The organism is Fusobacteria bacterium ZRK30 (assembly GCA_024628785.1).
Classification (GTDB): Bacteria; Fusobacteriota; Fusobacteriia; order Fusobacteriales; family Fusobacteriaceae; genus Psychrilyobacter.
On the sequence record CP102405.1, the window covers coordinates 874,675 to 898,368 of the forward strand.

Annotated in this window: 23 protein-coding genes; 22 read left to right on the forward strand and 1 reads right to left on the reverse strand. The window is 33.3% G+C overall.

What is annotated here, in order from left to right; genetic code table 11:
- Position 1 precedes the first annotated feature (1 nt).
- The 20 genes from NRK67_09350 to NRK67_09445 all read left to right on the forward strand — a co-directional run bounded on the left by NRK67_09350 (position 2) and on the right by NRK67_09445 (position 19,577).
- Entirely contained in the window at positions 2 to 1,021 is a 1,020-nt protein-coding gene (locus NRK67_09350) for a C4-dicarboxylate TRAP transporter substrate-binding protein (protein ID UUV19617.1), read from the forward strand.
- 124 nt (positions 1,022 to 1,145) lie between these two features.
- Positions 1,146 to 1,628 (forward strand): TRAP transporter small permease, encoded by a 483-nt coding sequence (locus NRK67_09355; protein UUV19618.1) that lies wholly within the window; start codon positions 1,146 to 1,148, stop codon positions 1,626 to 1,628.
- Between the two features lie 24 nt (positions 1,629 to 1,652).
- Positions 1,653 to 2,939 carry a TRAP transporter large permease gene (locus NRK67_09360; GenBank protein UUV19619.1) on the forward strand — a complete coding sequence of 429 codons (1,287 nt, stop codon included), beginning with the start codon at positions 1,653 to 1,655 and terminating at the stop codon, positions 2,937 to 2,939.
- A 7-nt stretch (positions 2,940 to 2,946) separates the two neighbouring features.
- On the forward strand, positions 2,947 to 3,741 hold the full coding sequence (locus NRK67_09365) for an HAD-IIA family hydrolase (GenBank protein ID UUV19620.1): 795 nt from the start codon (positions 2,947 to 2,949) through the stop codon (positions 3,739 to 3,741).
- Between the two features lie 122 nt (positions 3,742 to 3,863).
- The gene (locus NRK67_09370; GenBank protein ID UUV19621.1) at positions 3,864 to 4,583 is read left to right on the forward strand and encodes an MgtC/SapB family protein; all 720 of its coding nucleotides are present in this window, start codon (positions 3,864 to 3,866) and stop codon (positions 4,581 to 4,583) included.
- A gap of 204 nt (positions 4,584 to 4,787) precedes the next feature.
- Entirely contained in the window at positions 4,788 to 6,221 is a 1,434-nt protein-coding gene (locus NRK67_09375) for an NAD(P)/FAD-dependent oxidoreductase (GenBank protein ID UUV19622.1), read from the forward strand.
- A gap of 89 nt (positions 6,222 to 6,310) precedes the next feature.
- Complete coding sequence (locus tag NRK67_09380; protein ID UUV19623.1) at positions 6,311 to 7,564, forward strand: FAD-dependent oxidoreductase; 1,254 nt, start codon at positions 6,311 to 6,313, stop codon at positions 7,562 to 7,564.
- Positions 7,565 to 7,575: 11 nt separating this feature from the next.
- Positions 7,576 to 7,920 carry a DUF1667 domain-containing protein gene (locus NRK67_09385; protein UUV19624.1) on the forward strand — a complete coding sequence of 115 codons (345 nt, stop codon included), beginning with the start codon at positions 7,576 to 7,578 and terminating at the stop codon, positions 7,918 to 7,920.
- A gap of 367 nt (positions 7,921 to 8,287) precedes the next feature.
- The gene (gene ptsP / locus NRK67_09390; GenBank protein ID UUV19625.1) at positions 8,288 to 10,063 is read left to right on the forward strand and encodes a phosphoenolpyruvate--protein phosphotransferase; all 1,776 of its coding nucleotides are present in this window, start codon (positions 8,288 to 8,290) and stop codon (positions 10,061 to 10,063) included.
- Positions 10,032 to 10,301 (forward strand): HPr family phosphocarrier protein, encoded by a 270-nt coding sequence (locus NRK67_09395; protein UUV19626.1) that lies wholly within the window; start codon positions 10,032 to 10,034, stop codon positions 10,299 to 10,301. Before ptsP ends, NRK67_09395 begins: the two co-directional genes overlap by 32 nt.
- Complete coding sequence (ispH, locus tag NRK67_09400) at positions 10,291 to 11,166, forward strand: 4-hydroxy-3-methylbut-2-enyl diphosphate reductase (protein UUV19627.1); 876 nt, start codon at positions 10,291 to 10,293, stop codon at positions 11,164 to 11,166. The genes NRK67_09395 and ispH overlap by 11 nt, the downstream gene beginning before the upstream one ends.
- Positions 11,159 to 12,769, forward strand: a complete 1,611-nt coding sequence (locus NRK67_09405) for a S1 RNA-binding domain-containing protein (GenBank protein UUV19628.1) — start codon at positions 11,159 to 11,161, stop codon at positions 12,767 to 12,769. The genes ispH and NRK67_09405 overlap by 8 nt, the downstream gene beginning before the upstream one ends.
- A 318-nt stretch (positions 12,770 to 13,087) precedes the next feature.
- The gene (locus NRK67_09410; GenBank protein UUV19629.1) at positions 13,088 to 13,714 is read left to right on the forward strand and encodes a hypothetical protein; all 627 of its coding nucleotides are present in this window, start codon (positions 13,088 to 13,090) and stop codon (positions 13,712 to 13,714) included.
- Positions 13,715 to 13,796: 82 nt separating this feature from the next.
- Positions 13,797 to 14,285: a hypothetical protein gene (locus NRK67_09415; protein UUV19630.1), complete on the forward strand. Its 489-nt coding sequence runs from the start codon at positions 13,797 to 13,799 to the stop codon at positions 14,283 to 14,285.
- 149 nt (positions 14,286 to 14,434) lie between these two features.
- Complete coding sequence (locus NRK67_09420; GenBank protein ID UUV19631.1) at positions 14,435 to 14,980, forward strand: hypothetical protein; 546 nt, start codon at positions 14,435 to 14,437, stop codon at positions 14,978 to 14,980.
- A 184-nt stretch (positions 14,981 to 15,164) separates the two neighbouring features.
- Positions 15,165 to 16,751, forward strand: a complete 1,587-nt coding sequence (locus tag NRK67_09425; protein ID UUV19632.1) for an AbgT family transporter — start codon at positions 15,165 to 15,167, stop codon at positions 16,749 to 16,751.
- A 192-nt stretch (positions 16,752 to 16,943) separates the two neighbouring features.
- Positions 16,944 to 17,435, forward strand: a complete 492-nt coding sequence (locus tag NRK67_09430) for a nitroreductase family protein (GenBank protein UUV19633.1) — start codon at positions 16,944 to 16,946, stop codon at positions 17,433 to 17,435.
- A gap of 315 nt (positions 17,436 to 17,750) precedes the next feature.
- Positions 17,751 to 18,083 (forward strand): hypothetical protein, encoded by a 333-nt coding sequence (locus NRK67_09435; GenBank protein ID UUV19634.1) that lies wholly within the window; start codon positions 17,751 to 17,753, stop codon positions 18,081 to 18,083.
- Positions 18,084 to 18,538: 455 nt separating this feature from the next.
- The gene (locus NRK67_09440; protein UUV19635.1) at positions 18,539 to 18,721 is read left to right on the forward strand and encodes a hypothetical protein; all 183 of its coding nucleotides are present in this window, start codon (positions 18,539 to 18,541) and stop codon (positions 18,719 to 18,721) included.
- Entirely contained in the window at positions 18,708 to 19,577 is an 870-nt protein-coding gene (locus NRK67_09445) for a tetratricopeptide repeat protein (protein ID UUV19636.1), read from the forward strand. Before NRK67_09440 ends, NRK67_09445 begins: the two co-directional genes overlap by 14 nt.
- Before the next feature lie 131 nt (positions 19,578 to 19,708).
- Here the strand turns inward: NRK67_09445 and NRK67_09450 are convergent, their stop codons facing one another.
- Positions 19,709 to 21,493: a cation:proton antiporter gene (locus NRK67_09450; GenBank protein ID UUV19637.1), complete on the reverse strand. Its 1,785-nt coding sequence runs from the start codon at positions 21,491 to 21,493 to the stop codon at positions 19,709 to 19,711.
- Positions 21,494 to 21,675: 182 nt separating this feature from the next.
- Between NRK67_09450 and NRK67_09455 the strand changes: the two genes are divergently transcribed.
- Entirely contained in the window at positions 21,676 to 22,539 is an 864-nt protein-coding gene (locus tag NRK67_09455; protein UUV19638.1) for an RluA family pseudouridine synthase, read from the forward strand.
- 146 nt (positions 22,540 to 22,685) lie between these two features.
- Entirely contained in the window at positions 22,686 to 23,642 is a 957-nt protein-coding gene (locus NRK67_09460; GenBank protein ID UUV19639.1) for an ornithine cyclodeaminase family protein, read from the forward strand.
- Positions 23,643 to 23,694: the final 52 nt, after the last annotated feature.

Consider the following 23,694-nt stretch of genomic DNA (forward strand, 5'->3'; position numbering starts at 1 on the left):
AATGAGGAAAGTTTTTAAGATGTTAACATTGTTAATAGCAGCTACTATGTTATTTGTTAGTTGTGGGAAAAAAGAAGAAGCAGTAACAGAAAATGGTGAAAAAAAGGTAGTTATTAAATTAAGTACTAAGTTTGTAGAAGACGAGCAGACAGCTAAGTCATTAAAAAGAGTAGCTGAAAAGATCAAAGAAAGATCTAATGGAAATGTTGAAATTCAAGTATACGCCGGTGGACAATTACCAATCGGTAAGGACAGTATGGAGCAAGTAGCCAATGGTGCAAACTGGATATCAGTAGACGGACTTAACTTCATTGGGGACTATGTACCTGATTTTAACGCTATCAACGGACCTATGTTATATAAGAACTTTGATGAGTATTTAGCAATGACTCAATCAGATTTAGTAAAAAAATTAAAAGGTGAAGCAGATAAAAAAGGAATCAAAGTATTATCTTTAGATTACTTATTTGGATTCAGAAGTATGTTAACTGATAAAGTAGTAAAAACTCCTGCAGATCTTAAAGGGTTAAAAATAAGAGTACCAAACAGTCAATTATATATGTATACATTAGAGGCAATGGGAGCTAATCCTACTCCATTACCATTTACAGAGGTATACAGTGGAATTCAACAAGGAGTAGTAGATGGTTTAGAAGGTTCTCTTATGACTATCTATGGAACTAAAATATATGAAGTTAGAAAAAATGTTTCTTTAACTAATCATTTATTAGGTGTATCAGCAGTATCTATCTCTAAAACAGTATGGGAAGGATTATCTGAAAACCAAAGAACTATTATCCAAGAGGAATTTGATGCAGGAGCTAAATATAACAATGACGTTACTGTTGAATTACAAAAAGAATACAAAGTTAAGTTAGAAGAATTAGGAGTTAAATTCAATGAGGTAGACCTACCTTCATTCAATGTAGAAACTGCTAAAGTATTCTCTAAGTTCCCTAAGTGGACTCCTGGAATCTACGAAGAAATTGAAAAAGAATTAAAAGTAATTAGAGCTAAATAATAAGAAAAAATTAAAAATTTTAAAGGTATAATTCGATAATCGTGACTAGTTGTGGTAGGAGTTTATCACTGACTGTTCACGATTATCCTTTATACATTAAAGATAACTGAATATGGGGTGGAATATGAAAAATTTCTTTAGAAATATAGAAGTAATTCTGGGGAGTATAACGATAAGTGTAACAGTATTATCTGTAATAACCAATGTTATTTTAAGATATGGTTTTGGAATTCAATTCGCTTGGATTGAAGAGGTATCGGTAGGATGTTTCATATGGACTGTATTTTTAGGAGCTACAGCAGCTTATAAAGACAAAGCATTGATAGGGGTAGAAGTTTTAACACAGGCACTACCATATAAAGGAAGAAGGTTTTTAGAATTAATAATATATAGTTTCTTATTTGTTCTAACTGCAACCCTCTTTTATTTGAGTTACAACTATACAGTGGGGTCGGATAAGATTACTTCAGCATTAGAAGTATCCTATGTATATATAAACTCATCTATAGTAGTTTCATTCGGATTGATGACCTTTTATTCATTGGAATTTTTGGTTAAGGATATAATCTTATTTATGGATGAACAAAGAAAAGTAGAAAAAAATTAATTTAGTCGAAAAGGAAGTGAGAAAGTGGAAGGTTTTTATCCAATAATAATTTTATTTATATTGTTTTTCTTAAATATACCAATAGCCTTTGCATTAATGGGTGCATCGATGTATTATTTTATCTTCGTAGATAATATTATGTCAATGAACATGATCATGCAAAGATTTGTAACCTCTATTGAGTCATTTCCATATTTAGCGGTACCGTTTTTTATAATGGTAGGATCGGTAATGAACTATTCTGGAATCAGTAATAGTTTGATGGCAATGGCAGAGGTATTAGCTGGTCATATGGCCGGAGGATTAGCTCAGGTAAATGTAGTTTTAAGTATGATGATGGGTGGTATTTCAGGGTCTGCCAATGCAGATGCTGCTATGCAGTCCAAAATATTAGTACCAGAGATGAGAAAAAGAGGGTTTAGTGCACCCTTTTCAGCAGCAGTAACGGCAGCTTCATCTTCTGTCAGTCCGGTAATACCACCGGGAACAAACTTGATTATCTATGCATTGATAGCCAATGTATCTGTATCAAAGATGTTTTTGGCAGGATATACACCGGGAATATTGATGACATTGGCACTTATGATAACTGTTCATGTGATCTCTAAAAAAAGAGGATACCTGCCTTCGAGAGATAAGATTGCAAGTCCTAAAGAGATAGCTATTCAGTTTAAAGATTCTATCTGGGCATTACTCATTCCGTTTGGAATTATATTAGGAATGCGTTTTGGACTCTTCACTCCTACAGAAGCAGGGGGAATGGCAGTATTATTTTGTGTAGTAATAGGAACCTTTGTATATAAAAAATTAAAGTTAAGGCATATCCCGATTATCTTAAGGGATACAGTATATGGTACAGGATCGGTTATGTTTCTTATCATAGGAGCTAAAGTATTTGGTTACTATCTGACTTTAGAAAGAATACCTCAGACAATCACAACATTCCTGATGGACTTTACAGACAGTAAGTTTGTATTACTAATAATAATCAACTTGTTATTATTATTTATCGGGATGTTTATAGAGGGTGGAGCAGCACTTATTATATTGGCACCATTATTAGTACCGGCAGTAACCAGTATGGGAATAGACCCTATTCACTTTGGGGTGATCCTGATAGTTAATATTATGATCGGTGGAATAACTCCTCCATTCGGATCTATGATGTTTACGACCTGTACCATAGTCGGCGTCAAATTAGATGATTTCGTAAAAGAGATAATACCATTTATAGTGGCTCTGATGATAGTATTGATAGTTCTTACTTATTCAGCACCTGTAGCTATGTTTATACCTAACTTACTGGGGTAGATGAATTATGAGTGAATTAAAAAATAAAAAATGTTTTATATTTGATATGGACGGAACCATCTATTTAGGAGATCATTTTATAGATGGGGCTGTGGACCTCTTAAAACATATAGAAAAAATAGGAAAGAACTTTGTATTTTTAACCAATAATTCCTCCAAAAACAGCGGAGTTTATTGTGAAAAATTAAAGAAAATGGGATTTGAAGTAAAAGAGGATAAGATATTTACCTCAGGAGAAGCAACCAGGATCTATATAAATAAGTTTAAACCAGGAGCCAAAATTTATTTGCTGGGAAATGAATATTTAGAGGCAGAGTTTGAAGAGAATGGATTCATCCTAGTTAAAGACAGAAATTCCAATCCAGACTATGTGGTCTTAGGATTTGATACTACTTTAACCTATGAAAAAATATGGACAGCTTGTGATTATATAAAGGATGGAGTGGAGTTTTTAGCTACCCATCCGGATTATGTGTGTCCTCTACCTATGGGTAAGAGTATGCCTGATACAGGTGCTATGATAAAGATGTTTGAGGCAGCTGCAGGTGTATCTCCAAAGATAATAGGTAAACCAAATAAGCTGATAATAGAGTCTATCTTAGATAAATATCAGCTGAAACCGGAAGATGTGGTTATGGTAGGAGACAGGTTGTATACAGATATGAAATTAGGAGAAAATGCCGGGATAGATTCTATCTTGGTGCTTACAGGTGAGGCTACAGAGGAAGATGTGAAAACCTCTAATATCCTGCCCACCTATATATTTGAATCTGTAAAGACAATATATATAAATTTGAAATAAAAAAATAAAAAGGAAGTTTTGTACATTTAAGGTATACAAAGCTTCTTTTTTGGAATATATTAGATGGTATCTGTTAAGGATAGATTAGGGCCAGGGTAGCCCGTGCAGGGAGTGGATAAATTATGGAAATGATAATGACGCTTTATGGAATGAGTTTATATGAATTTATGCTCCGGGTATTGATAGCCTGTATAGTTGGGGCATTGTTCGGATTAGAGAGAAAAAGCCGGGGGAAACCTGCAGGGATGAAGACAAATATGCTGGCTTGTGCAGGAGCCGCAATAGTATCGGTAATTCAGCTTATGATATCTAATAAAACAGCCGAAGCAGGGCTGGATATAGGAAATATAAAAGCTGATCCCACAAGGTTAACAGCTCAGGTTATTTCAGGACTTGGTTTTTTAGGTGCCGGGGTAATTATGACTGGGGGAGATAAGGTCAGGGGTCTAACCACTGCAGCAACCCTTTGGCTGGTAGCAATATTAGGAATAGGAATAGGATATGGATTTTATCCCTTTATACTCCCGGCTTCTGCTATGATATTATTCTTATCGTATCTGATGAAGAAGATTGAAACAACATTTATTGAAAAGAGGAAGATAAAGAAAATCATCTTAGAATACGAACAAAGTGAAGACTTAGAGAGTATAATTAAGGAGATTGCCAAGGAAAAGGATATAAAGATAGTTGTGGATAAAAAAATAAGCGAGATAGATGACGGAGAACACATCCTTATAAAGAAAGTGATGCATTTTTCACTGCCTAAATATGTAAGCTCAAAATATTTTTTCAATATAATAAGGAAATTTGAAGAGGTCATAAGTGTGACACGGATCAATTAAGAAAAAGAGCTCAAATAAGGGTGAATACACTTTTTAAATAAAAAAATTGTAAAAATAAGGGTTATAGTGTATAATTACGGTATAAATTGAATAGAAGCTAGAGATGAAGAGAGCTGGACAAAACAGAGTATACGTATTCTGTTTTGTTCAGCTATTTTTGTTTTCAAATAAAAATTAGATTTAGTTATTTTTAAGGAGGTAGCAATGCAAGATATTTTAATAGTAGGGGCAGGAGTAATAGGGGGGTCTATAGCAAGGGAACTTTCGAAATATAGTCTGAATGTGGTGGTATTAGACAAGGAAACAGATGTAGCCAATGGAACAACTAAGGCGAATTCAGCCATTGTACATGCAGGATACGATGCTACAGAGGGAACTTTGATGGCTAAATATAATGCCTTGGGAAATACAATGTTCGATAAATTAAGTGAGGAATTAGACTTTCCATTCAAAAGAATAGGATCATTGGTAGTTGCAAACAGTGAAGAGGAAAGAAAACATATAGATGAATTATTACAAAGGGGAATAGAAAATAAGATTCCAGGTGTAAGAATAATTGAAAAAGATGAATTAAAAAAAGTTGAACCAAAGATAAATGAAGATGCCGTTGCGGCACTATTAGCTCCTACAGGAGGAGTAGTAGGACCATGGGAGATGACTATAGCGCTTATGGAAAATGCTGTAGATAACGGTGTAAAATTAGACTTAAATACAGAGGTTTTGGATATAGAAAAAATAGAGGGCGGATACAGAGTAATCACAAACCAAAGAGATTATGAAACTAGATGTATCATAAATGCTTCTGGAGTATATGCAGATAAGATCCATGGAATGGTAGCAGAGGAGACATTTAAAATAACTCCTAGAAGGGGACAATATTTCGTCTTAGATAAAACACAGGGAGAATTAGTTAACCATGTTATATTCCAATGTCCAACTAAATTAGGAAAGGGTGTTTTGGTAACTCCTACAGTTCATGGAAATGTATTGGCAGGACCAGATGCTGAGGATCTAAGTGACAGAGCTAACTTAGCGACTACAGCAGACAGATTGGATTTCGTAAGGGAGCATGCACTGAAATCTATAAAGGAGTTAAACTTCAGAGAGGGGATTAGAAACTTTGCAGGACTCAGAGCACAGCCGAGCACAAACGACTTTATAATTGAAGAGGTAGAGGGAGCTAAAGGATTTATAGATGTAGCAGGAATAAAATCACCGGGATTATCATCTGCTCCAGCTATTGCAGTAGACGTGGTAGAGATAGCTAAAAAGATCTTAGGAGATGTAGCATTAAACAAGGAATTCAAGCCTAACAGAAAAAAACATTACGAATTTATAACTGAAACTGCTGAAAAAAAAGCAGAATTAATAAACCAGGACAGAAGATATGGAAACATGATATGCAGATGTGAAAATATCACGGAGGGTGAAATAGTAGATTCTATCCATAGAAATGTAGGAGCAACTACAGTAGATGGTGTGAAAAAAAGGTGCAGACCGGGAATGGGAAGATGCCAGGGTGGATTCTGCGGACCTAGAATACAAGAGATCTTAGCCCGTGAATTAGGAAAAAGCTTGGAAGAGATTGTATTAGATAAGGCAGATTCATACATACTGACTGGAGAAACTAAAAAATAAGACTGTCTTTTAGATATCCCTTTCTAATATAGGCAAGGAATATCTAAAAGACAAGATAGAAAATCAAATTATAATTCTGGAGGAAATAGATGAAATATGAAGTGGTAGTATTAGGTGGTGGGCCGGCAGGACTGGCTGCAGCAATAGAAGCTAAAAAAAATGGAATTAAAGAGATACTTATCATTGAAAGAGATAATGAGTTAGGAGGGATCTTACAGCAGTGTATCCATAATGGATTTGGATTACATGAGTTCAAAGAGGAGCTTACAGGACCTGAATATGCCCAAAGATTTATAAATCAAATGGCTGAAGAGGGAATAGAATATAAATTAGATACAATGGTACTGGATGTAAGTGAAGATAAGAAGATACAGGCTATCAACTCTGTAGACGGATATATGGAGATAGAAGCAAAAGCGATAATTTTAGCAATGGGATGCAGAGAAAGAACAAGGGGAGCTATAGCTATACCAGGAGACAGACCAGCAGGAATATTTACAGCAGGAACAGCTCAAAGATTTGTAAATATGGAAGGATATATGGTAGGAAAAAAAGTAGTTATCTTAGGATCCGGAGATATCGGACTTATCATGGCTAGAAGGATGACATTAGAGGGAGCAAAAGTAGAAGCTGTAGTGGAACTTATGCCTTATTCAGGTGGACTTACACGTAATATAGTACAGTGTTTAGAAGATTATGATATACCATTGTTACTCAGCCATACTGTTACAAATGTAAAAGGTGACGGCAGATTAGAGAGAGTAACAGTAGCAAAGGTTGACGAGAACAGAAAACCTATTCCGGGAACTGAGATCAACTATGATGTAGATACTTTATTACTATCTGTAGGATTAATCCCGGAAAATGATCTTTCCAGAAATGCAGGAATTGTACTGGACAGAAGAACATCAGGGCCTATTGTAAATGAATCTATGGAAACATCTATCGAAGGGATATTTGCATGTGGAAATGTAGTTCATGTACATGATTTGGTAGATTTCGTAAGTGCTGAATCTAGAAGAGCAGGAATAAATGCTGCTAAATATATAAAAAATGAGATTAAAAGAGATGAAGAGTTTGTAGAGATAGATGGAACGAACGGTGTCAGTTATACAGTCCCTCAAAAATTCAGAAAAGAAAACGTAGACAAAGGTTTAGAAGTATTCATGAGGGTTAGAGAAGTATTTAAAGATGTAAAATTAGAGGTGAGATGCGGGGATGAAACAATAATGAGTTTGAAAAAATCTCATATGGCCCCTGGAGAGATGGAAAAAATAATGATTCCAAAAGTGTTTATGGATAAGATCAAAACAAATAAGATCGAAGTTACAATAAAGAGATAGGAGGAGAATAGATGAAAAAACTAATATGTATAGTTTGTCCAATGGGATGTCATATAGAGGTAGATGAACAAAATGACTACAAAACAACAGGAAATCAATGTCCTAGAGGAGCTGTATACGGTAAAAAAGAATTGACTGCTCCTACCCGTGTGGTAACTTCTACCATCAAAATATCAGGTGGAATTCATAACAGGGTTCCTGTAAAAACAGCAGGAGATATCCCTAAAGAGTTAAATTTTAAATGTATGGATTTGATAAATACCTTAGAGGTAAAATCTCCGGTAAAGATGGGAGATGTTGTCAGTGAAAATATTTTTGATACAGGGGTAAACATAGTAATAACGAGAGATATGTAAATTAAAAAGATAGAGTTTTCAACTGAGAAAACTCTATCTTTTTTAGTTTTAGGAAAACTAATCACAAGAAGTGTTCTAAAAGTATCTACTAGCGAGAAGCATTGCAAAGAGACTAATAGTTTATTACATAGATATAGAAATTTGAGATAAAATTTATGGAATAAATAAAAGAATATAAAGATATAGACTGTGCCTGTCTGGGTGCAGCGTTACGTTGCTTTTTTGTCTTTAAAAAATAAATTAGGAGATGAATTATTACTTATAATATTTAGTCTCATATATTCTTACGATAATTGTAGAACTCCTTGAAAAAACTACGAAAATGGAATATAATTATAAGAGATAATAAATTAAAAGGGGTAAGTATATGGAAAAGATAATGGGAAAGGCTATTTTTGAAGGTATAGTAATAGGGGAACCATATCTAAGAGGAAAAAAACAGGCAGCATTGGAGGAGTACAAGATAGAGCCGCATATGCTGGAAGATGAGATAAAGAGGTTTGAGGCGGCAATAAGAGATGCTAAGCAGGAGCTTAAATTTTTAAAATCATCGTTAAAGGGAAAAGTAAAAAGCAATGATTTAAAGATCCTAAATGTACATCTTATGATATTAGATGACCCGGTATTATTATCAGAGATAGGTAAGAGGTTAAAAAAAGAATTAGTTAATATTGAAAAAATTGTAGCAGATGTAGTGGAATTTTATGTGGATATGTTTAAAGACATGAAAGATCCGGTCTATAGACAAAGAGCGGTAGACATACAAGACGTCGGTGAAAAGATAATAGGGCAGTTGATGGTGGAAAACTGTGAATTGCATGAATTGGATAATAAGATCCTGGTAACCAAGGAGATCCTTCCTTCGGAACTATTTAAGATGCACCATGATAAGATAAATTTATTGGGGATAGTCACTGAGTACAGCGGGGCAACCTCCCATGTAGCTATCTTGGCTAAGACCTTTGGGATACCTACCCTTATGGGGGTAAAAAATGTATCTCGAATGGAATGGAAAAATAAGATAATATTAGACACCAGAAAAGGTGAACCCTGTGTAATCAAAGATCCTACAGATGAGCAAATTATAGAATATAAGAAAGAAAAAGCAAAATTACAGGCTATAAGGGAAGAAAATAAAAAATTAAAGGGACTGCCCGCTGTAACTAAAGATGGTAAAGAGATAGTTTTGAATGCCAATATCGGTGGGATAACAGATCTTCTGTCACTAAATAATAGTATGGCAGACGGGGTAGGACTTCTCAGAACAGAATTTTTATATATGGAAAGTAAATTTTTTCCTACAGAGCAGCAGCAGATAGAGCTATATGAAAGAGCCTATAAAAAGGTGGAAAAATTAGAGGGTGAGAAAGAACTCATCATAAGGACTCTGGATATAGGAGCAGATAAACAGTTGCCTTACTATGAGATGCCCTTTGAAGGAAATCCATTTTTAGGATTTAGAGGGATCAGATTTACCCTGGCCCATGAAAATATCTTCAGGACCCAGTTAAGGGCAATATTAAGGGTAGCTAAGGATAGAAAAATCAAGGTTATGTTTCCTATGATATCTAATTTGCAGGAGATAATTCAAATAAAGAAAATACTGGCTTCAGTAAAAAAAGAGTTGAAAGAAGAAGGGTTAGAGTATGCCGGTTATATAGAAACAGGGGTAATGGTAGAGGTACCTTCTACAGCATTCTTGATAGATAAGTTTTCAGAATATGTAGATTTCTTTAGTCTGGGAACTAACGATCTTACTCAGTATGTTATGGCGGCAGACAGGCTCAGTGCAGATGTAGCTTATCTCAATGATTACTTTGAACCTGCAGTTCTTAGAACTATAAATCATATAGCTGAAGAAGCTATAAAACAAAAGAAGAAAATAAGTGTCTGCGGTGAGATGGCTAATGATCCAATGGCTATTGCAGCTCTTATGAGTTTTGGGATAGATAGGTTCAGTATGTTATCTACATATATACCTATGGCCAAAAGAACGATTTTAAGGTTGGACAGAAGGGATCTCCAAAATGAACTAAAACCTAAATTACTAAATTGTAATAATGGAAAGGAAGTCAAAGAGATACTAAAAGAATATATAGAGGTGATTACAGTTGAAAACGATAGACGTAGAGATCAAAAATAAAGCGGGACTACATGCAAGACCATCTTCATTGTTTGTACAGATAGCTACTGAATATGATTCAGAGATAATGGTTATTTGTGACGATGAGGAGATCAATGGTAAAAGTATCATGGGTCTTATGCTTCTTGCTGCAGAGCAGGGGAGAACACTAACTATTACAGCAGATGGTGAAGATGAGGGTGCAGCACTGGAAGCACTAAAAAAATTAGTAGAAGTAGACACCTTTAATGAAGAATAATTATATATTAAAAAGAGCAGAGAAGATGGGGTTTTGTTTTGGTGTGAAGGAAGCTGTAGATCTGGCAGAAACCATAAAATCGGATCAAAAAGTATATATGCTGGGGATGTTAGTTCATAATGAACAGGTAATAGAGCGTCTAAAGTCCAAGGGAATTATAGTTGTCACAGAGGAAGAAGTCCTAGAGGGAAGAGATGAAATTCGTGAGGGAGATTCTGTAATAATTCGTGCCCATGGAACAATAAAAAAAATATATGAGATTTTAAATCAAAAAAATGTTAGAATATATGATGTAGCGTGTATTTTTGTAAAAAGAAGTAGGGAAGAACTTATAAAACATGAAAAAAATGGATATAAGATCATCTTCATAGGAGATGAATTTCATCCTGAGGTAAGGGGGATCATATCTTTCGGATGTGATGTAAAAGTAGTAAAAAATTTTGAGGAATTAAAAAAGATGAAATTTGAGGAATCAGAAAAATACTATATATTAGCTCAGACCACTTTAAATAAAAATCTCTATAGGGAGATAACTGAATACATAGAAAATAAATATGAAAACTGTAAGGTTGGAAATACTATTTGCGGGGCTACTTTTGAAAGGCAGAAAGCAGTAGAAAAATTATCTACCGAGGTAGATGTAATGCTCATTATAGGTGGAAAAAATAGTTCAAACACAAAAAAATTATACAATATCTCCAAGGAGATAAACCAAAAGAGCTATCTGATACAAACTTATAAAGATTTAGACTTTAAATGGTTTGAAAAGGGTAACAAAATAGGTATAACAGCAGGTGCTTCCACACCTGATGAAATAGTTGAAAAAATAGAAAGTATATTATTAGGAGGACGTTGTAATGGTTGATAACACAGAGAATTTTGAGGAATTAAGCTTTGAGGAAATGTTAAATCAATATGCACCAAAGCAGGTACAAAGAGGGGAAATAGTAGAAGCTGAAATAATTAGTAAGGAGAGAGATTATTCTTACTTAGATATAAAAGGAGCTACTGAAGGAATCGTTAGAACTGAAGAGATTACTGAATTTGAAGTAGGAGATATGATCAGAGTAGCTATCACTGAAGATAGTGATGATGAAGGACATATCAGAGTATCAAGAAGAGCAGTAGTACAAGAGGAAGCTGTAGTTAAATTAGAAGCTGCCCTTGAAAATAAAGAAGTAGTAACTGGTAAAATTGTAAGAAAAGTAAATGGTGGATATATAGTAGAGGTAATGGCTCACTCAGCATTCATGCCTAACTCTTTATCTCAAATAAGAAAAGATTCTACAGAAAACGTAATTGGTTTAGAAGTAGATGTTATAGTTAAAGATATCAAAACAGAAAGAAACAGAAAGAAAGTATTAGTTTCTAGAAGAGATGTAGTAGCTATGGTAGAAGCAGAAGCATTTGCTAAATTAAGCGAAAATCAAATCGTTGAAGTAGAAGTTAAGAGTGTATTAAAGTTTGGATTATCTGTAAGAGTAGAAAATGTATTAGGATTCATCCATATCTCTGAAATTTCATGGGGTAAGGTAGACGACTTAAATACTTTATATAAAGCAGGAGATAAAATCAATGCTCAAATCATCACATTAGATGCTGAGAAGAAGAGTCTTAAATTATCTATCAAACAATTATCACAAGATCCTTGGGCAACAGCAGCAGAGAAGTACTCTGTAGATACTACTGTTGAAGGAGAAGTTACTAAAATTGTTAAGTTCGGAGCTTTCGTTAAATTAGAAGACGGAATCGAAGGATTAGTTCATATCTCTGATTTCTCTTGGAACAACAAGAAGATCAACTTAGGTGAATTCATTTCAGCTGGAGATAAAGTACAAGTTAGAATCTTAGATTTAAACTCTGAAGACAAGAAATTAAAATTAGGGATCAAGCAATTAAGCGTAGACCCTTGGGCTATCATCGATGAGAAATTCAAAGAGGGAGATAAAGCAACTGGAACAATAGTTGATACTAAACCTTACGGAGTTTTCGTTGAAGTTGAAGAGGGAATCGATGCATTTATCCATACATCTGACTTCGCTTGGGCTAAATTAGAGAACAAATTAGCTGTAGGAGATAAGGTGGAATTCCAAATCTTAGCTATCGATAAAGAAAACAAGAAGATCAAAGGTGGAATCAAGCAATTAACTAAGAGTCCTTGGGAAATCTTATCTGAAGAAGTATCAGTAGGAAGCGTAGTTACTAAGAAAATATCTAGTATCGCTGATTTCGGAATCTTCATCGACATGGGACATGGTTTAGACGGTATGATCCATATCTCTCAAGTTTCAAAAGATTTCGTTAAAGATTTAAAAGAAAAATTTGAAATTGGTCAAGAAGTAACTGCTGAAGTTATTGAAATCTCAGCTGCTGATCAAAAAGTAAAATTATCTATCAAGAAGATAGAATTAGATGCTGACAGAGATGAAGATGCAGAATTATTAAAGAAATATGGAATGACTGAATAATTGTAAAATTATAAGTTATATTATTAGGAGATGACCTAGGTCATCTCCTTTTTGTTATATCTATAAAAGGAAAGTAAAAAATATTTTGTATATAGAAAAAAGTGTAAGAAAATTATAAATTCCATATAACGGAAAAAATGTGGAGAACTATAAGATACTATAATACTATAGAAAAATAAAATGCCAAAATTATTATGATAAACTGATCAGTAACTAAAGAATGTTGATATAAAACTCGGAGTAACAAAAAGAATGTAGAGAAAAAATCTATAAATTTTTGTTACCTCTGAGTTTTTGTTTTAAAAAGGTGGTGGCAAATTGAATAAAGAAGATTTTTTTAAGACAGCTAAAAATGATGAATATCAAATAAAAACTTTTAAAAAAGGGGAATTTATCTATACTTCAGGTTGGGATAGAAAGGTTGGGTATATTTTAAATGGAGAAGTATTAGTTTCTAAACATCTTTCCGAAAGGATAATACTTTATCCAATTGGATTTAAGTCAGGTGAATTTATGGGGATTAATTTATATTTCTTTGATTCCAACAATGATAATGTTTTTGATTGTTTAGCTAAATACGATGATACGAAAATAGCGTTTTTAGAAAAAAAATTATTTGAAAAATTGTTAGAGAGAGCTGATTTTTTGAAGATGTTAATCTATGACAACGAGAAAATAATATTGAATGCAATAGGATTAACGATGTTTTTAGCTCACGGTCCTTTGGGATATTTTGCCTATATCTTGGATATAACGGCTATAGAGGATAAGGTTTTTTATGAAAGATTTTTAGATTATTGTGACTATTTAAATATTAATAAAACAAGACTTTATGAGATAACCAATGAATTGATTGAGGAGCAGGTTATTGTCAAAGAAAGAAAATATATAGAAATAATAGATAGAGATAGGTTAAGGGAATATTTTGAAGGGAATAAAAACTAAAAAATCCGTTTTTCGGAATTTCAGATTCCATTTATAAGTTATAATCATCCTGTAAAAATAATATAATTTATGGAGGGATGAAGTGAAAAAAATAGTATTAATATTAATGTTGGTAATAGGTTCTATTTCTATGGCAAATGGTATAGATGAGAAAAATACAGGTGCAAGATTAAATGTTTTATTCTGGACAGCAGGTGGAACTTTAGACGGTGAAGTAGAGATGGGAGAAGGGAATAAAACAAGAGACTACAACGGATTAGATTTAAATTTATTATCATTATCTAAATCAAAAGATTTTACCGGATATCAGTTCTCAATTTTTGGAATGAATAAAGTTGATGGAGACTTTACTGGTTTAGGTCAAGGAGCAATTAACTACCATAAAGGGAAAAGTGAGGGAGTACAGGTTGGGACAATCAATGTAGCTCAAAATATTAAAGGAGCCCAGTGGGGATTGATCAATACAACAAAAAAATTAGATGGGTTTCAAATAGGTCTAGTAAATTATTCGCCTGATGGATTTTTACCGATCTTTCCATTTTTTAACATTTCAAAATCAATGATTGATTAGTATATTTTCAAGAATTAATTCTTTTGGTTAGTATAGAAAATTTATTGAGAGGAAAAATTAAAACTCCGTTTTCCGGAAATTTTAAAATTAGTTATATGTTATAATTACTCTATAAAAAGAAAGATAACCTAGTCTATGGAGGGGTAATTATGAAAAAAATTATAACAATATTATTTTTAATGATGGGATTGGCAAGTTATAGTGAGGAAGTAAGATTAGCTATACCGAGAGGAACTTCTGTAATGATAAAAACTGTCGATACTATAGATGGGAGTAAACACAATGCAGGACATAAATTTGCTGCAATATTAGAAGGAGATATAGTTATAGACAATAAAGTAGCTATAAAATCTGGAAGCAAAATCTATGGTACGGTTGTGGAATCTGTTCAGGCCGGTAGGTTGGTAGGGTCATCTAAACTAACTATTAAATTAACCCAGGTAATGGTAGATAACAGGCTGGTACATATATCTACGAACCAACTAAACTACACAGGTGAACAAGGGTCAGGAGCCAACACAGTGGGAAAAACTGCCAGAGCAGCAGCGATAGGTGGATTGATAGATGGCAGCAGTGGAGCAAAAACAGGAGCCAAAGTAGGATTAGGTGTGTCTGTACTCACAAAGGGAGGAGCCATAGGAATTCCTAGAGATACATATCTGGATTTCACCTTTGATCAAGAAGTTTTAATATAAGGAGATGACTTAGGTCGTCTCTTTTTTATTTATCTAATAAAAGAAATTTTCTACAAAAAGACTAATGATTTTCTAATAATTCTAATAAAAAACTTGAAATAAATAAAGAAGTATATTAAACTAGTACAATAGTTTAAAAAAGGGGGCTTCTGGATCTGCAAAAAATGAGACAGGAGGCAAAAAAATGCAAGGTAGTAATGTAGTAGGAGTTTCAAAGAAAAAAAGGGTTCAACAATTTTTAAATGTAGTGGAAAAGGTAGGGAATAAGCTGCCTCATCCGGTAATTATGTTTTTCATGTTTACAGTAGGAGTATATGTATTATCATTTTTATTATCTAAACTAGGAATGGAAGTAACGTATAAAAGTGTAAAAGGTGGAGACGTAGTAAACGTAACAACAGGGATAGTAAATTTAATCTCAGTAGAGGGAATAAGAAATTTATTTATGATGGTAATACCTAATTTCGTAAATCATCCAGCAATCGGAGCTATCCTTATAGCTATGCTGGGAGTAGGAGTATCAGAAAAGTCAGGTCTTATAAATGCTATGATAAAGAAGATTGTATTAGGGGTACCTAAATCATTGGTAACACCGGTTGTAGTATTTGCAGGTATCATGTCGAATATGGCAGCAGATGCAGGATATGTAGTATTGATTCCATTGGGAGCTATTATATTTATGGGGTTCAAAAGACACCCATTAGCAGGTATGGCAGCGGCCTTTGCAGGAGTATCAGGAGGGTTTTCAGCTAACTTATTAATTGGAACAGTGGATACAGTTATGGCTAGTATAACTACTCCAGCAGCTCAAATAATAGATTCTGGTTATGCAATAGATCCTATGAGTAACTGGTATTTCTTAATTGCATCGACAGTTCTTATAACTTTAATAGGATGGGTAGTAACCGATAAAATAGTAGAACCAACACTGGGCAAATATATAAGAAAAGAAGATACAGAAGATGAAGGGAATGAATTTGAGTTATCTAAGGGTGAGAAAAAAGGACTTAAGATGGCATTATTATCTATAGTTTTATTTATCCTAGGAATTTATCTATTGACAATGGAAGGGGCTCCATTGGGAACTTATGTAGATGCCAATGGAAAAACTGTTGATCCATTTACAGGAGCTATAATCTTTATCTTAGGATTATTTTTCTTTATACCTGGAATTGTATTTGGATTTACAAGTGGTAAATTTAAAAATGGTGCACTAGATATAGTTGATGGTCTTGTAGATGCAATGAAGCAGTGTGCATCTGTAATAGTAATTATATTTATTTCCGCTCAATTTATCTATGCTTTTAATGCTTCTAAGATAGGAACAATAATAGCAGTTAATGGAGCAAATTTATTAAAATCAACAGGTCTTACAGGAGTTTCATTGATGGTTGCATTTATTTTGTTAACGGCAGTAATCAATGTATTCATGGGTGGACTGACGAGTAAATGGCTTATGATGTCGCCGGTATTTATACCGTTATTTATGCAGTTGGGATATTCTCCGGAGTATACGATGTTAGCTTATAGAATAGGAGATTCAACGACAAATATCATATCCCCGTTGATGACATACTTCCCAATTATAGTAGCCTTTGCGGCTAAGTATAAGAAGGATAGTGATGAGATGGGTGTAGGAACGATAGTTTCAATGATGGTACCATATTCAGTAGCATTCTTAATTGGGTGGATAGTTTTATTTATTTTATGGTCATATTTAGGGATTCCTATTGGCCCGGGAGCAGCATCGACTTATATAATGGGGGCATAAAAAAATACGATGTAATAACAGAGCAGACTATAGAAGAGACAAAAGAAGTTAAATATATTTTTAGGAGATGACTTAGGTCGTCTCTTTTTTTATTATTTTAAATATAAAGAAACTGTGGTGGCGGGAGGAGTAATATAGAATTTTATGGTATACTTTTACTAAATAATTTAAATATATTCAGGGAGGGTGAAGATGTTAAAGATTTTGTTGGAGAGAAGAAGTATCAGAAAATATAAGGAGAAAAAAGTAGAAGAGGAAAAAATAAATCAGATATTGGCTGCCGGGAAAGTAGCTCCCAGCGGAAAAAATAAAAAGCCATGGGAATTCGTGGTAATAGAGGATAAAGACGTGTTAAAAAAATTATCTATGGTAAAACCAAAGGGAGGATTATTTTTGGCAGAATCTCCTACAGCCATAGCTGTAGTAGGAGATGAAGAGATATCTGACACCTGGATAGAGGACTGCAGCACTGCATCGACATTTATCCAATTAGAAGCTCGTCATCAGGGGTTGGGATCATGCTGGGTACAGATGAGAAATAGGTTTACTAAAGATGGAGGAGATGCAGAGATTGCTGCCAAAGAGATCTTGGAAATAGCAACTAATAAAAGACTTCTATGCATAATTTCTATAGGGTATCCAGATCAAGAAAGACCTGCGTATAAAGAGGAGGATCTTTTGTAGGGAGGAACCTTCTAAAGAGTCCCTCTTTAATACGGCTGTATTTTAAGTATAAATAAATTTAATATTTATGAATCGAAATAGAAAAAAACTTAAACCTAAGGGCATCACCCTTAACTGACTCCATTTCAGATATGCGGATATTTTATTTTCCTCTAATAACATTAGAAAAAAAATTAAAATCTAAGATAACGCTCTTAGTAGGATGAGAATTGTTAAAGTGGAATTGTCTTCAAAATTAAAAAAAAGTAAAAAGACTCTGACTTTGTATAGAGTTTTTTAAGCTCGTCTTAGCGAGAATGTTTAAAAACAATCACAATGAATAATGGAAAGGAATTTGCAGGATTTAAAGAAATAGAAAAAAACTTGAACGTTGATATATGGATAGGAGGAATTGAGATGAAAGAGTTAAAGAGTGAAGTGTTTGATATTGAAGAATTAGAACTTTTTGATGTGTCGGGGTACTGGAAAGACAGAGAGGATCGGCGTGAGCGTGATTCTGGTACTGGTTCTGGGTCTACGGATATTTGGTCTAATATTTCATCATCAAAAGTTGAAATTGTAAGTAGTCGAAATACAAATTACGATATTTCTAAAGGCTCTTCAAGATGGAACAGCGATATTTTATCTCATGACAGAGGACGTGACTGATGAAACTATCCAAAAAAATTATAGTCATTATGCTAGCTGTTGTTATAACAATGTTCACAACATGCGGAAAAGAAGAAAAAGTAAAAAAAGTAAAAAAAAGTAGTATGCTCCTGATGATCGTTTTGCTATACGGGATCTAGCAGGAGGATATTATTATTTTGAACAATACGATGAAGCTCTTAAACTTTACAACCGGCTTTTTAAAGAAAATAAGGCTACAAAACATAGCTACAAATTAGCAGGATATTGCTATTACAAAAAAAATGAATTTGAAAAAGCTGAAAAATATATCAAGATTGCTTTAAAAGATATAAAAATAAAAACTGGTCATAATATAAAAAATTTTACTTTTTTGGGGATGACATATCTCCAACAAAACAGAAGAAGCTGAGAAGTTATTTAACAAGGTTCACAGACTTTGTCCAGAAAAAATTGAAAACCTTTATGGGCTAGGTATGGTTTATTTTCAAAAACAAGAATATTCCAAGTCAGAGATGTATTTGAAAAAATTTATAGAACAAAGTAATGATCTAAAAAAAGATTATTACAATATAAGGGGAAAGGGGCCAGAAGATATTCTTCTAGAGATCAAGAGAATAAAAGAAGGAAAGAGAGGAGCAACTAATGAAAACAGTTAGATTAATATTTATTTTTTTATTTTTGACTTTCAATTTGAATTCATTTTCAGAAATTTACGATGATAATATAAATCAAAAAAATAAAGATCTATGGGCAAAATTTTATGAACGTCAAGCATACTATGAAGTATTTGAGGAAGGAATTGAGACCTTAGAAACTTCGGAAAACCTTTCTACTAAAGCTGAGATACATTCTATATTTGGGGCTATATTCTATAAACGAACTAAATATGATCTGGCTGAGGAGGAGCTCAATAAAGCTTTAAATTTCAATCCAAACTCTAAAAGTGCCCAATGGACAATTTCATTAGTATATTCAAAAACAGATAGACTGGAAAAAGGAATAAAAAGGTTGGAAAAACTGGCAAAAGAATATCCGAATGACAGTCAATTATTATGGGTATTAGGAGATCTCTATTTTGAAAACAAAGAATTTGAGAAAGCCATCTATAATTATGAAAAAATAATTGGAGGAGTGGAAGTAAAGAAATATAAAGTTGAAATTAAAACTCTCCTGGAAAACATGATATATATATACATGTTAAAAAATGATTTAGAAAATGCCCATAAATATATGGATAAATTTTTGGATTATTTTCCAATAGACTATAAGGCTTTGTTGTTAGCGTCTGAAATTTTAATGAAACTTGAAAAAAATAGGGAAGCCATAGAAAAATTAGATATAGTCATGGATAACTTTGACCCTGGAAAGAAATATTATTTTTTCATGGGACAGGCATACTATAATTTAAAGGAATATGATAAGGCAAAGTACTATACAGATGAATCTCTCAAGCTGGATGAAAATTATGAAAGCGCCTTAAAGTTAAGTTCGGAGTTAAATAAAATTCACTAAAAAAGCAACGTATGCTTGCATCTAGATATTCAAAATCTAGATTTTTTAATTTTTTATTTATCTCTTGGTTTTTATGATTTCCTATACAATAAAAAAATAGAACCTCTCGAATTTCGAGAGGTTCTATTTTTTTATCCTACCAATATATTCCTTAACAAACTATGATTTAATTCCCCTTCAAGACTTAACTCCTTTAAGGTAAGAATTATACTTCTAACAGTCTGGAGATATTCCTGCGGTTTATCCTTAGGAGTGATAACTAGAAAAACTATGTCTATCGGCTTTCCATCTGGAGAGTTCCACTCTACAGGGTCTTCTAAGAACCCACACACACAGATAGTTTTGCTTACGTCATCTGTACGGCAATGGGGAATAGCTACCCCCTTTCCTAAAGCTGTACTGGCTAATTTTTCCCTGGTTAAAATTGCATGGGAAATTTCATGGGTATCTTTGATCAATGTTTTTTCTTTAAGCAGTTTAGTTAATTTTTCAACTGTATCTTCTTTATTCTGGGCTTTAAATTCCCAAATGTTCCCTACGATATCTTCAATGGCGAAATGTTTTTTCTTTTTATGGGATTTATATTTTTCACCCATAAATTTATTCCAGGATATGAGAGTTCTCTCAGATATCCATGCTCCTCCAATCTCAAAGATAACCAGAGCAGGAATGATAGTATTGAAGATAAGATCTCCTCCGTTATTTTTTAAGACAGTGGCTACCAGGATAGTTTCGACTGCTGCCATTCCAGCCTGGGGAAGCATCAGTTTCGGTAAACTATTTGTGATCTCTTTTTCCTGACCTGTTATACGACACCCAAGCCATGTTCCTATAAGCTTTGCACTACCCCTTACCAACAGATACCCTAAAACAAAGACAAATGTTTTGCTAGAGAAAGTTTCTAACTTTACACTGGCTCCGATTAGTGCAAAGAAGAATAAATTTAAGGCCGGCATAACATTACCTAATTGCAGGGAATGAAAGATAGCGTGATAGTGATAGTTCGATACCAAAGCACCTGCAACTACTGCCATTACTAAGAACGGTAGGTGAAAATGCAGTGCTACAGCAGAACCTACAGCAATAATACCTGAGATAATAAAGAAAAGTTCTATTGAAGGCATGGGCCCGTAAAAACTTTCAACTTCAATTTCAAGTCCCTCTGTCTCGTCTACTTTTTTAGGTTTAACAGTGAATTTTAGGAGGAAAAAGATAACTACTCCTATCAATATAGCAAAGAAAAATTCCTTTACAACTTCAAAGGCAAGGAATCCAAAAGATAACTCCTCTCCATTCTGCATCATTACGGCTATTCCTAAAAATACAGAAAAGAATATAACTTCGATAATATCATCTAAGACCACTATGTTGGCCAGAATATTTTTTAATTTCCCCTCAACTTTTAATTTATTCATAAGGATAAAAGTAAGAGCCGGTGCTGTAGCTATTCCGATAGAACCTACAATGGCGGCATTGATAACCGGAAAGTGAAATACTTTATAAAAGATCAGAGTTATAGAAACCCATGCAAGCATTGCCTGAGTAAGACATATGATGGTTGGTTTAACCCCCATCTGTTTTAATCTGTCAAAATGAAGTTCCTCTCCTAAACTAAAGGCTATAAGCCCCAGAAAGAAAAATACAAAAAAATGACTTTCTTCTATAACATTCCCATAGGTTGTAAAACCATGGGTATACAGATATTCTAATTTTTGAAAAATAGATGTAGTAACTAAATTTTCCTTTGTAGAAGCCCAGTCATGTACAAGTGTCCAAAAATGCGGCCCTACAATCATCCCACCTAAAATTTGACCTACAGTTTCCCCTAATTTTATCTTTTTAGCAATTACTCCCCCTGTGTACGCTCCAAGTATCAGCATTCCGATAGCTAATATTTGAATTTTCATAAAATCCATGTAAATCCCCCTAATAAATTAATTAGCATTATAAAATATTGTTCAAAATTTAACAATTATTACACCATTATAAGATATTTTTAATAAATTGTAAAAATGTTATTTGAATTTATGTAATTTAGGAAAGAATGGGGATTATATGATATAATTTTAAGAAATAGAATAGTTTTAGAGGTGGAATAATGGATTATAAGATAACAGAGGAATACAAAGATACCAGAGTGGATAAGTTTGTCAGAAAAAAATATGAGGGGGTAAAATTAGGAGAGATATTTAAATATCTTAGAACCAAGAAGATCAAGGTAAACGGGAAAAAAGTAGAGGGAAAATACAGGCTCCAGGTAGGAGATGTGGTAAATGTATTTTTACGTGAGGGAGCTACTGTGCAAAAATCATTTATAGAGCTGACAGAAAAAGAGATAAAATATCTAAAAGCCGGAATTGTATATGAAGATGAGAGGGTACTGATATTTGATAAAAAACCAAATATGGTAATGCACAAGGGAAGCGGGCATGACTATGGATTGTCAGAGATGCTAAAAGCATATACAAATAACATGAATTTTACATTTGTAAACAGGATAGATAAGGCTACCTCAGGGATGATTATAGGAGCTAAGACCTTACCGGTAGTAAGAGAACTATCGGAAGAGATCAGAGAGAGAAGGGTAGAGAAAAAATATTATATCCTGGTAGACGGGAAACCAAAAAAAAATAAGTTTACAATAAAGTCTTATCTGAAGAAGACAGAAACAAAGGTGATAGAATTAGATGAGTATGAAGAGGGAGCTAAGGAGAGTATTAGTTATTTCAAGACAATTAAAAATGGAAAAGAGAGAACTCTGCTGGAAGGACTATTAGGAACTGGAAGAACTCATCAGTTAAGAGTACAGTTAGCTAATGAGAAGATGCCTATCGTAGGAGATATGAAGTATGGGATCAGCAAGGAAAGTATGATGTATCTTTATTCATACTATGTGAATATACCTAAGTATAATATTGAGATAGAGAGGGAGATACCTGAAAATTTTCTGAAGAAAATTTAAAGAATAAGGGTTAAAGTAAAATCAAAATAATATTTGGTATCTACAGAATTTAACTACCAAAAATATGAATAATGGATTAGGAATTTATATCTATAATAATGAAAAGGAGGGTATGGTAAAAAAACTAATATTTATCATACAGAAATATGATTTTTTTAAATAGAGTAGCAATTGAAAATATAATTTCTTTAGAAGAAGTTATGGATAGTGTAGAAGATGCATTTTTAGCTTATGAAGATAATAATTTTGAGATGCCCGATAGGATCCATGTAAATAATAAAGAAAATACACTTCTCTATATGCCTTGTTTTACAAATGAGATTTTTGGGACAAAATCTTTGACTATTTTTCCTAAAAATAGTCAAATAGGTAAGCCGGTTATAGATGGTTTTATGACTTTAAATGATCCTAATACAGGAGAACCACTAGCAACGATAGATGGTAAAACTCTAACAGAAGTTAGGACTGGAGCAGTGGGGGGAGTAGGAGCTAAATACCTTTCTGAAATGGACACCTCGACTTTAGGTCTTATAGGAACAGGAGTTCAAGGTTTTCAGCAAATATTGTTTATATCAAAAGTCAGACCTATAAAAAAAGTAAAAATCTATGGTTCGAATATTGAAAAATTAAAAGATTTTTCTAATCGTTTAAAAAAGAAGATTGATGTAGAAGTGGTTATTTGCAGTTCTGTAGAAGAAATTTTAGAGGGGACTGATATTGTGGTTACCGCTACCAGCTCAGATAACCCTGTTTTACCTAATAAAGCTGAGCTTTTAAAAGGTAAAACTTTTATTGCAATAGGATCATATAAACCTACTATGAGGGAGCTTCCAAAAGATATATATTCTCTTGTAGATAAAATCTATACAGATACTTATTTTGCAAAAGAAGAATCGGGAGACCTTTGTTATCCCTTATCAGAAGGTCTTATTAAAGAGGAACAAATCCATACTATAGGTTCTTTTCTCAAGGGTAAAGAAAAAAAAATTGATGAAACTGTTTTTTTCAAATCAGTAGGGATGGCTCTTTTAGATCTATATGTTGCAAAAACTATATATGAAAAAGCAGTTCAGTTGAATATAGGGCAAAAAATAAATATTTAAAATATAAAATCATTATAGATTAAAAGATTTGATACATTTAAAATTAAGTTTG